Source organism: Roseicella aerolata (assembly GCF_020523605.1).
Taxonomy (GTDB): Bacteria; Pseudomonadota; Alphaproteobacteria; order Acetobacterales; family Acetobacteraceae; genus Paracraurococcus; species Paracraurococcus aerolatus.
The window spans coordinates 1-9,920 of record NZ_JAJAQI010000081.1 but is presented as its reverse complement, the minus strand read 5'-3'; the positions used below and the strand labels follow the sequence as shown (position 1 = coordinate 9,920).

The following is a 9,920-nucleotide window of genomic DNA, read 5'->3' as shown; positions in this document are numbered from 1 at the left end:
GCCAAGCACGAAAGGAGGCCACAACCCACCTGACAGAAGCCGAAAACCCCGAACTTCCAGCCACAACCCGGGTCAAATCCTCATGGCAATCCCGGGTCAGCTCTCAGTGGCAATCAACACACACCGCAAAGCCAGCGTTCGTCGGGTCCGTCTCAGCCCGTGGTTCCAGCATCCGCACCAGGATGCCGATGCACTCGGCCCGGCATTCGGGATGCCGCGCGGCGATTTCCTTGATCCCAGACAAGGCTGTGGAGACCACCGGTTCCGGGTTCGACCGATCCGCCAGGAATGCGGCAAGAGGCGAAATCGCCGCCCGCCCGATCATGCCGAACACCGCCGGAAGTTCTTCGGCCGCCGCCTCGTCATCCTCGGCGGCTCTGAGGAGCGCCAGCAACGGCAAGACCGCCTCTTCGGCACGCAACTGCCCCAAAGCACGCCAGGCGTGCATGGGCGCCCACACCTCATTGCTGCCCGAGTCCGCCTGGTTCAACCCAGCGTCACAGGCCATGCGGATCAAGTCACTGATGTGCTCGTGCTGAAGTCCGAACCGCGCACAGTAATCAGGCCACTCGGACGGATTGTAGCTGCGGGCCTCGCCAATGCTCAGTAGCCGCTGAACCGGGGCTGCGTAACCCATACCGAGTTCGTCTTCTGGAGATCCGTTCATTGCGAGCCAAACGTCACCGATGCGGCCGATATGGTGAGGCACTGCGACCAGCCCAACAGCAGGGGCCTCGCCTGCTTTGGCAGCCGCGCGGCTGATCGCGTTGCAGATTATGCCCCAGGCGACGTGAGCAATCGCGTCCGATGACAGTGTCGACCGGAGAACGCAAGTTCCAGACAGGCACCAAAGGCCCCGCTGCCACGGCAGGTCGAAGGCGCCTGGAGTGCACGGCGAAGACCACCACACTAATCCTCGGCCGGCAGCCCACATCCTCGGCAGCACTCTGCGGGTTACGTTCTGTCGCCATGGCGCACCAAGCAGTGCGATGTCTTTCCTAGGCTTGAGCGAGCGCAAGGCAGTTCTACTGCAGCGGGTTTATGCGGCACGCATGCCGTCGACCGAAGCAGCGCGCCTGCGCGCCGAAGCCCAGACCTGCCGCGAGGCCGCGGCGCGAATGAGCCTGAGTACTGACCGTGAACGCCTGACCCGCATGGCGGAGCGCCTGGAAGCCACGGCCCACGCACTCGAGACCATGCTCGTGCACGCTGAACCTGCGGACACTGAGTAGCGAGAAGCACAAAAGGGAAGGGCGATTCTGTCCGGCATGGCTGCGAAGTTTTCGCCCCATGCCGCGTCGCTTGGCCGAGTGAGTGTGTGCGGCGCTGGTGGTCCCCTCTCCGTCCCCAGGACCCGGGCGACGTGGCGGCCGCTGCGTGGACGCAGGCGGAACTTGCGTCTGCGGGTCCGCGCGGAGCAGCCCATGGCGTTCGTGCCATCGCCACCACCGTCATCCGCCCTCGGGCGAGAGTCGGGCCCCCACTCCATGAGGATCTCGTCCGTGAGCGGGTTGTACCCGACGGGCCGGAAACCCGCCTTTTCGTAAAGTCGGCGGGCGCCGGTGTTGTCCGCGACGACGAGAAGACGAACCGCGCGGAGCGCCGGGACGCATCGCAAGCGCCGCAAGATGGCCGTGAGGACAAGCCTGCCCAATCCTTGCCCCTGGTGGTCGCGGCCGATGGCCAAGGTCCCCACCCACCAGCATCCCCCGATCCGTGTGTCGGGATGCAGGACGATGAACCCGGCCGCTTCGTCCTCGACCTCGATGAGGAGCAGGGAGTGGGCCGGGCCCCGCCGCACCCCGGCGAGGATCTGGGGCAGAGGGTCGAGGAACTTGGCGGCCTGGATCGGATCGAGCCGGACGGCCTCGATCTCACTGAGGTTGGTTCGGGGAAGCCGGCGGAAGCGAAGCCAAGGCCGGTGCCCCTCGCGGGGTGGCATGGTGAGCCTTCACGGTGAACAAGGAGAGCCCTTCGGGGGGCGAGCGACGGCGGCCGCCTGCGGCCTCGCCCCTTGCTCAGATGCAGGCCCGGTGTCCCACCGGGCCGTGTTCCTCACCGAAACTCATGCGGCAACTCTGCCTCCTGGGTTCAGGATGCCACAGCCCCGTTCATCACGGAAGAAAATCGGCGCGTCTGGTCCCGCTTGGGCTCCCATGGGGGCTCCGCGTCCGGCGGGCCACCGGCCCGGAGCGCCTCATCAGCCCGATACGGCGATCATGGACGGGTCGGGGGCGGTGCACGACAGCAACACCTGTGGCCGTCCGAACAAGCGGGATGTGGGGAGGGGAACCTTGCCCGCGCCGCGGCATTTCGATGGTGCGGTGCAGCACTCCGCTTGCGCGCTGGCGCCGTCAGGAGTATCAGCGCAAGCAGCAGCAACCCAGCGTTGCCGGGTTGTCTGCTTTTCTTGGACGTTTCCTCCCTAAACTCGGCGGCGCCTCGCGGTGCCGCCCTTTTTTTGCCTGCGCGGGAGGCACGCGGCACAGCCGGTTGTGTCATGTTTCAGCAGGACCGGCAACATACGTAATTCTACGGCATGATGGCCGCCCGCTCGTTTTCAGGTTGTGCGGGATCTCTCCCTGGCGCCCGTGGGGAGTGCGGCTGCCGGCCGGGGGCGCTCAGGGCTCGACCCATGGGATGATAATGCCGCCGGCAGGGGCACGCGATGCGGGCTAGGCACGGGTCGGTCCAACTGCGGCGGTGTCACATACCGATATGAGCGGTGATGCGGTCCCGCTGCCACAAAACAGGATGCGAAGGCATTTGCTCCTGGCGAGGCCGTCCCCAAAAAGCCTCGCTCACCAGGGCCGCCCGGCTTCCCCCTGAACCGGGCGGCCCACATCCCCGTACAGGTCGGGCTCGGGCAGAACTGAGGCCAAGTGCGAGTGGGCGAGGGCCGGACCTGCCCCGAGGCGACCAGCCGCCTTCAAGCGCTGTTGTTGTGAGGCTGCGATGGCCGAGCAGAAGAAGGCGGGCGAAGCTGTGCCTTCACCCGCCTCCCCCGTGCCACGGACAGCCGCGTAGCCGGGATCGCTGCCCACGGCGGGTCCTACGGCAGCACGGCCATTCTGAACTATCAACAAACAAGCGGGGGAGCCAATGCTGCCTGTTCTGTTGCTCACGGTTGGCTGGCCAACTGCCTGCGCGAGGGTTGGCGACGCGCTGAGGCCCTGCATATCGAGATGGGTGTTGATGCAATAGCACAGGCCGATGGCGGCCAGCCGCTCAGCCCCCGCCATGCCTTCTGTCCTGCTGCCCCAGGGCTTGGCGCCCCCACCGGCCGGCCTCGCTGGTGCAAATAGCCCATTGCAGCAGCGAGACTGCACTCCGCTCCCGCTCGAACCGGCATGGTGGCAGGGGCGTTCGGCCGCCTGACCGGAAAGGGACGTCCCTTCGGTCAGATCTCCCAAACGAGAGTTCGGGCCGTCCCCTTCCCTGCATCCCGGGGGCGGCCCGCTTTTTAACATCCCCGGCGATCAAACATCCCGGTGGTTCGCAGCCCGTCCTCCAAGGCGCGCACCGGACAGGCTCCCAGCCGATCGAGAGGAGCCGCCTCAGGGACGGTTCATGCTCCCCTGCTCTTGCCGGCCGCGGGATCGAGGCCTTCGAGCGGCACCTCCAGCCCGAGCCGGCTGGCGACGGCCTGCAGGGCTTCCACGTCGCCCTCCCGCCACTGCCGACGGGAAAGCAGCCGCACGGCATCGGGGGCGGGCAGGCCGGTGGCGGCGGCGATCTGCGCCGGCGTGGCGATCCCTTGGTCCTCGAGATGGGTGTTGATGCAGTACCGCAGGCGGATGGCGATCAGCCGATCCGCCTGGTGGTCCTTACGGGTGGTCCCCGGCATGCCTCCTGCCCTGTCGCGCACTGTCTGGCGGTGATCAGGATAGCACGGCGGTGACCGTCCCAGCTTGTGAGAACCGCGCTTACCTGTAGTGGAGACTGGACCACCCGGGACCAATTTCCCTGACCGAGCCGCCGTTGGTTCGCCTTCAAGTGCAGCGCGTTGGTATTCCGGGCAGCCCTGCATGCAGATGCTGCCAGCATGTCCGACCTGCTTCCCATTCCCCTGCCCACGCCACCCTGGTGTTGTGATGCGGCACCTTTAGTCCAACTGGTAAGGAAACAGGTGAGGCATGCCAACCTGATCGGCTAACCTTCCCTTCGGCTACCCTGAGACGGCGAACAGCCGAGGCGCAACCGGCGGGTGTGACGGGTGTAGCACAAGCCCCTCGTCATCCACCTCAACCTTCGCCTCGGGATAGGCCACTACAGCCGGCGCCAGCGCCTTCCTGAACTCGCGCACGAAGTCGCGTCGACGCGCATAGCTCCCGCCGAACTGGTCCGACAGCGCGGCCCAGCGCAGCGGCGTGGGGTGCTCTAGCGTGTGCAGTCGGTACGCCAGCCAAATGTAGATGTCGAGCGACAAGGAGCGGTCGGCCAGCTCCCGCAGCGCGGCTTCGCGCAATGGTACAGGGTGCTTCCGCAGCGCCTGATAGAACACCTCATCCAGCACCACCCGATCCTCCCACAGCGAGGACTGGCGGCTGTCTGCCGACCTTTCATGGAAGCGGAAGCCCGACTGGACGAAGCCGCCCTTGGTGAACCCGGAGCGGTTGTCGCCTTCCCACTCGAACCGCAGATTGCAGGCGGAGATCCGCGCCGCTTGCTCGCGTAGTTTCTGGCCGGTCCTGCCGCCCCAGGGCAGCCCCATGCGCTGCATCCAGTCGTGCATGCTGCGCCCGAGCTCCACCTCGCGCGAGCCGGTGCGGATCGCCCGGGTCTGCAGGTACAGCAGGATCATGCGCGCACTAGCGCCGTAAGGGACGCCGACATAGACTGGCTCGCCGTCTGGACCCAACACTTGGCCCGGCGTCACTAACAGGGTCACTCGATGCCCGCGCTTCGTCCAAGCCTCATGGGCGGCCAGCGCCTTGTGGGGCAGCGCGGTCAGGCAAAAGCCGCTGTAGCTGATGCCGATCTTGCCCGTCTCATCGGCAAGGACCTCGGCAGCAATGTCCACCAGCGGCCGGCGTTCCGGCTCGACCATCGCCCGAGCGCGTGCCTTTCCGTGGACCAGAACGAGGTGTCGCACCCCGTTATCGGCATCGTCTGCCATAGCCGCCCCCATCAGCGTCGAAACCATTGCCGGCCTATTAAAGGCGGGTCAATTGGGGATTAACTCGCGCCCCCTAGTTGGAAGGCTAGTTGGACTTACTAGTTGAAGTGCGCGAGATAATCCCCGGGGATAACTGCTATTTACGCGAGTTCATCCCCAACGAGCGCGAGTTCATCCCCGGGGATAACTGCCTCTGCCTGTGGGCAAGGGGGGCGCGAGTTCATCCCCAGTTCCGAGAGACTCGGGCCTCCTGCTGAAGGCGATAGTGGCCGTGGAGCGGTTTGGGTGCGAGTTAAGCCCTATTCGGCGGGGTATGGTCCTGTCCCGAAGGGCGATGGGGGCGGTGGATGAGAAGGGGAGGCGCGAGTTAATCCCCAACATGAATGCCGCTATCTAGTTAGCCAGTTAGCTGGATAACAACCTAACAAATGGATTTTCTTGACGGGTCATTTGTCCGGTCGGTAGGCATTGTCCTGCGCAGACAGGGGAAAAGCATGCGCGTCTTTGTGGCAGCGAGCCGGAAGGGTGGTTCCGGAAAGACTGTGACCAGCCGCCACTTGGCGGTGGCGGCCACACGGGCAGGGGTGGCCCGAGTGGCTCTGGTGGACCTCGATCCCATGCAGGGACTTTCGCGTTGGTGGAAGCGCCGGCCCGAGGACGGGATCGAGCTTATCGACTTGTCGCCGGCCGACATGCCGCGCGACACGCCTCCGCAGCGGATCGCCGCGGCACAGGCGGCGGCTGAACGGCTGGCCGGGGCGATCCCATCTCTCGCAGAGCAGGGGTTCGGGCTGACCATAGTGGATACACCGCCGGCGGCCGACCGCATCGTCCAGCTTGCCGTTGAGGCGGCCGATCTGGTGGTGGTGCCCGTCCGTCCGTCGCCTGATGACCTCGATGCGGTCGGGGAGACGGCGGACCTCGTGACCGCCGCCGGCCGGCCGATGGTGTTCGTGGTCAATTCGGCGACCAAGCGGGCACGGCTGACCTCGGATGCGGCCATCGCGCTGTCGCAGCACGGCACCGTGGCGCCGGCGGTTCTCCACCGTTCCGATACCTATGCAGCGAGCGCGCTGGATGGCCTGACGGTGCAGGAGGCGGATCCTCGAGGTACCCCGGCCCAGGAAGTGGCGTTGCTCTGGCAGTACGTGAGCAAGCGCGTGGGTCTGTTAACCCGCGATCTAGCTAACCAGCTAACAGAAAAGCCGACTCTCAGGGTGGTTGGCGGCCGAAGCAGGGGAGCAGTTAGATGAGCAAGCAACCTACGCGCCTGGCGAATTTCCATATAACCCGGGACCAAACTGAGCGGCCAATTGCAGAGCTGGCTGCTTCGCCCACTGCGGCACAAGGTGATGTGACGGCTGCTTCCCGGGCGCAGCAACTCGTTGCGGCGTCCGATGCCCTACCGGTTCCCCAGCCAGTCCTTGCAGCGGTTGAACAGCCGATTCCCGCGTCATCTGCGCCGCTGGCTGCATTGCCAGCTAGCTCGGGCCTCGGTGCACTACCTACCCAGTCGCCTGTTGCCCCAGCCGTCTCGCCAGCGAGCCCGGTGGTTCTAGCACCAGTTCCTCTGCCAGCTAGTGAGCCTCGGAAACAGGTAGGTGCTCGGATACGCGTTTCGGTAGCCGAGCGGCTTCGCGCCTATCAGTTCTATAGCCGCGAGGAACAGCAGGACGTTGTGGAGCGAGCCCTGGACGAATTCCTGCGGGGAAAGGGCTTCTAGAGCGAGCCGCAAGCAAGTTCACACCGCAGCCGCGCGATCTCGGCGGCCTGATCGGCCGGGCTCGGCCCACGCGGCGCGCCGGCGCCGCCTGCTCTCTTGGAGGCGCCGGCGCGCCGCTCCCCGCCGTCCCGCGCCCGGCAGCCCAGCGCAGCCAGCTCCGCACCAGCGGATCCGGCAGGCCCAGTTCGGCAGCCACCTGCGACACCGAGCGGCCGCCCTGCACTGCGGCCACCGCCTCCAGCTTGAACGCGTCCGGAAACATCCGGCGTCGCTTCTCACCCTCTGCCATCGACACCTCTCAGGCCGTTCAGCCTACCTGGAGTGTCCGCAGAAGTGGGGCAGGTCCAATGCAGCAGGAACAGTAGGCCACCGCTTGACGGCCCGCACCGGCTCTGACGACCAGAAGGCTGCTATATGCCGGCTTGTGTTACCGCGCTGCCGCTCAAACAGTCGCCCCGACCTCGCGTTCGGCCGAGCGGAGAGGAGATCGGAGCCTCTCCCTTTCAAGGAGGTAGCAGTCAGGATTGGGTACGCACACGAAGTAGGCCGCTCGGGCAGCCGGGCGGCCTTTTCGTTGTCTGAGCCACACAGCGCTAGCACGCCACTGGTGCCGTGCTGCTGCGCGACTACTCAGGGGTCTTCGTCAGCGGCGCTGGTGCGGCGAGACGTAAGTCACCTGAATGTCCTCGCCCCCGCCGAGCAGCCAGGCCTCGCGGCCGGGAGGACTCGCTGGAGCCGGGCCATAGGTCCAGGAGGGGCTGCCGCCGCTGTTGCTGGCGAAGGTAACGCTCCGACCGAGTTGCTCATGGCGGGCACCACCGCCAGCGCCTTCGCTGCTGTAGGTGATGGTTCTGTCGTCGCCGCCACCGCTGATGCTGGCGTTGCCGCCGCCGAGCACCTGCGCCTGCGCGCTACCGGCAACACCGATTGCGAGTAGCGAAGTGAAGATGGCCTTTCTGCCGAGAATGGTGTTGCGGGCCATGATAGGCCTCCACCGGCTGCGGGAAGGGCGCCCTATCCTCCAAAGATCCTTCCCACTCGATCTATATAGGACACAGCAGAGTAGGTTGCGATTGAATAACGCTAGCGACTTCGCAATGTAATCTTCGATGAAGCGGCAGCGGCCTAACAGCTCGGATAAGCGCGTCCTTTGCGATGCGGCAGAACAGTCTGCCCCCACGTAACCGCGTTCCGCACCAGGACCTCTTCACCCCTACTACATCAGGCTCTCTGCAGCGTGAGCATGGACCCGTGCTCCTTGGGTGCTCAATGCGGCTGCCGGGGTAGTGGAGGATCAATGGCCATGCCCATGTGCCGCCGGACCGCCGCCGCTCTGTGCTGCTGCCTCGCTGCGGGGGCGGCCCAGGCCCAGGAGCGGACCACCCGCTTCGACCTCACGCACTGCTATGTGGCTGAGGAGCACGTGATCGAGGCTGTCGTGTCCGATCACCAAGTGCTCGCCTACCGGGTGAAAGTCTATCTGATGCGTGGCACGACCCGCGCGGCCGAACCCGGCGGGCCACTCGACGGCGCCGCCACTCGGTGCGTTGGGACGTTCGCATACCTGGGCAACGCGCCTCCAAAAGGCGACGGTTACTGCGAGTTGGCTGTGTCCGCAGAGGACCGGCTACTATTTCAGTGGAGCGCTGCGGCGGGCAGTGGCAGTGCTGCCATCCTGGGCGGCACGGGCCGCTACAGAGGCGCCTCGGGCGAGACCTCCTTCTGGGCGCTGCCGCCCATCCCATCACTTGAGCCCGGCGTGACCCGCGCCTGCATTCGCAGCACGGGGGAGTTCAAGCTGCCCTGACGCTGGGGACGGCACTGGACGGATGGCTCGGAGGCAGCCCGTCCCTTGTGGCGCCTGCTCCAGCGTCTCCATCCACTCCGCACCCAGCGGCGCCGATGTCGCCAGCGGATCGCTCGCGTCGCAGGAGACCTCGCAGCGACATCCTCACCGGTGACCGACCACATTGCCCTCGCGGACCCGTGCGACGCTGTGTCCGGTCGGTGCGGTAAAATGAATATAATGACAAATGCAAACAATCTGGCGGGAGGCGACCGCAATGGCGACGGTGATCGGCAGGCCCGGCCCGGACGAGCTGTCCGGCACGCCGGAGCGCGACCTCCTGATCGGCCTTGATGGCGCAGACCAGCTCGACGGTCTGGCGGAGAATGACACCGTATTGGGGGCGGCGGCGGTGACACCGCGCAGGGCGGGTTCGGCGACGATGCCGTGTTCGGCGACGCGGGCGGTGACCTGCTATTCGGCGACACCCGCGACGGACCGCTCCCGGCGGGCTACCGACCCGGCGAGGTGCCCGGCAGCAACTTCGTGCTCGGCGGTGGGGGCGACGATACCATCATTGCCGGCTTCGGCGTCGACACCGTCCTCGGTAGCGAGGGCGACGACAGCATTGATGGCGCCGGGTCCTTCATTCGCCGGGGACCTGGGGACCCGAGCCCCGGGGGCGCCGCGTTCGCCTACAGCCTCGACTTGGCTGATCTGCTGCTCGGCGGGGGCGGGGCCGACACCCTCGACGGCGCGGGTGGCTCCGACACCGTGCTCGGGGGCGCGGGCGACGATGTCGTGATCGGCGGCCCTGGCGGCGATGTCCTGGGCGGCGGTCCGGGCGCCGACCGCTTCGTCTTCCAGCCGTCCGCCGCCCCAGTCGGCCGACCCGACCTCGGCGCGGGCGCGGGCGACCGTGACCTCGTGCTCGACTTCGAGCCCGGCCACGATCGCCTCGACGTCTCCCTTCTGGCGCTCGACGTCTCACGGCCGGCGCTGTTCCTCGGCACCGAGCCGTTCATGGACAGGCCCGGTGTGCTGCAGGTGCGCTACGAAGTGTTGGCGGAGGAGGGGCGCACCCTCGTCCAGATTACCCCCGCCGCCGCAGAGGCGGGTGGCGCGACGGTCTTCACCGGCGAAATCGAGCTGCTGGGCGTGCACCACCTGAGTGCGGCAGACTTCATCCTCGGTCCCCCTGAGGAGCCCCAGCCGCCGCCTCCTGCCGGGCTGGCGGTAGACCTCGCCGCCATTGCCGCCGGCGTTGGCGGCTTCAGGATTCTCGGCGAGGC

General features: G+C 66.7%; 9 protein-coding genes and 2 pseudogenes. 5 read left to right on the top strand and 6 right to left on the bottom strand.

The genetic code is table 11. The features are described 5' to 3' along the window. Positions 1-103: 103 nt before the first annotated feature. Positions 104-637 carry a hypothetical protein gene (locus tag LHA35_RS26760; RefSeq protein ID WP_226614142.1) on the bottom strand — a complete coding sequence of 178 codons (534 nt, stop codon included), beginning with the start codon at positions 635-637 and terminating at the stop codon, positions 104-106. A 367-nt stretch (positions 638-1,004) separates the two neighbouring features. Between LHA35_RS26760 and LHA35_RS26755 the strand changes: the two genes are divergently transcribed. After that, complete coding sequence (locus tag LHA35_RS26755) at positions 1,005-1,232, top strand: hypothetical protein (protein ID WP_226614145.1); 228 nt, start codon at positions 1,005-1,007, stop codon at positions 1,230-1,232. Positions 1,233-1,528: 296 nt separating this feature from the next. Here LHA35_RS26755 and LHA35_RS29130 read toward each other — a convergent pair. The 3 genes and pseudogenes from LHA35_RS29130 to LHA35_RS26740 all read right to left on the bottom strand — a co-directional run. Further along, positions 1,529-1,942, bottom strand: a pseudogene (locus LHA35_RS29130) (GNAT family N-acetyltransferase); the annotation flags it as partial. Positions 1,943-3,568: 1,626 nt separating this feature from the next. Further along, entirely contained in the window at positions 3,569-3,847 is a 279-nt protein-coding gene (locus LHA35_RS26745) for a hypothetical protein (RefSeq protein WP_226614139.1), read from the bottom strand. Positions 3,848-4,168: 321 nt separating this feature from the next. Continuing rightward, positions 4,169-5,146, bottom strand: a complete 978-nt coding sequence (locus LHA35_RS26740) for a replication protein RepA (RefSeq protein WP_226614136.1) — start codon at positions 5,144-5,146, stop codon at positions 4,169-4,171. 401 nt (positions 5,147-5,547) lie between these two features. Between LHA35_RS26740 and LHA35_RS26735 the strand changes: the two genes are divergently transcribed. Beyond that, positions 5,548-6,372 (top strand): ParA family protein, encoded by an 825-nt coding sequence (locus LHA35_RS26735; RefSeq protein ID WP_226614133.1) that lies wholly within the window; start codon positions 5,548-5,550, stop codon positions 6,370-6,372. Between the two features lie 324 nt (positions 6,373-6,696). Here LHA35_RS26735 and LHA35_RS29125 read toward each other — a convergent pair whose 3' ends face one another. Next, a complete protein-coding gene (locus tag LHA35_RS29125) occupies positions 6,697-7,104 on the bottom strand; it encodes a transposase (RefSeq protein ID WP_226614144.1) in 408 nt (135 codons plus the stop codon). 381 nt (positions 7,105-7,485) lie between these two features. Continuing rightward, on the bottom strand, positions 7,486-7,824 hold the full coding sequence (locus LHA35_RS26725) for a hypothetical protein (RefSeq protein ID WP_226614131.1): 339 nt from the start codon (positions 7,822-7,824) through the stop codon (positions 7,486-7,488). Positions 7,825-8,139: 315 nt separating this feature from the next. Between LHA35_RS26725 and LHA35_RS26720 the strand changes: the two genes are divergently transcribed. The 3 genes and pseudogenes from LHA35_RS26720 to LHA35_RS26710 form a co-directional block, all read left to right on the top strand. After that, on the top strand, positions 8,140-8,649 hold the full coding sequence (locus LHA35_RS26720) for a hypothetical protein (protein ID WP_226614128.1): 510 nt from the start codon (positions 8,140-8,142) through the stop codon (positions 8,647-8,649). Positions 8,650-8,875: 226 nt separating this feature from the next. Then, positions 8,876-9,013, top strand: a pseudogene (locus LHA35_RS29120) (hypothetical protein); the annotation flags it as partial. Positions 9,014-9,075: 62 nt separating this feature from the next. Further along, the coding region (locus LHA35_RS26710) for a M10 family metallopeptidase C-terminal domain-containing protein (protein WP_408902418.1) at positions 9,076-9,920 on the top strand (845 nt) is incomplete at its 3' end.

What these genes read in the sequence shown, in the direction of transcription:
- LHA35_RS26760 (WP_226614142.1), bottom strand. Translation starts at nt 637, where the DNA reads ATGGGTTACGCAGCCCCGGTTCAGCGGCTACTGAGCATTGGCGAGGCC.
- LHA35_RS26745 (WP_226614139.1), bottom strand. Translation starts at nt 3,847, where the DNA reads ATGCCGGGGACCACCCGTAAGGACCACCAGGCGGATCGGCTGATCGCC.
- LHA35_RS26740 (WP_226614136.1), bottom strand. Translation starts at nt 5,146, where the DNA reads ATGGTTTCGACGCTGATGGGGGCGGCTATGGCAGACGATGCCGATAAC.
- LHA35_RS26735 (WP_226614133.1), top strand. Translation starts at nt 5,548, where the DNA reads ATGGATTTTCTTGACGGGTCATTTGTCCGGTCGGTAGGCATTGTCCTG.
- LHA35_RS29125 (WP_226614144.1), bottom strand. Translation starts at nt 7,104, where the DNA reads ATGTTTCCGGACGCGTTCAAGCTGGAGGCGGTGGCCGCAGTGCAGGGC.
- LHA35_RS26725 (WP_226614131.1), bottom strand. Translation starts at nt 7,824, where the DNA reads ATGGCCCGCAACACCATTCTCGGCAGAAAGGCCATCTTCACTTCGCTA.
- LHA35_RS26720 (WP_226614128.1), top strand. Translation starts at nt 8,140, where the DNA reads ATGGCCATGCCCATGTGCCGCCGGACCGCCGCCGCTCTGTGCTGCTGC.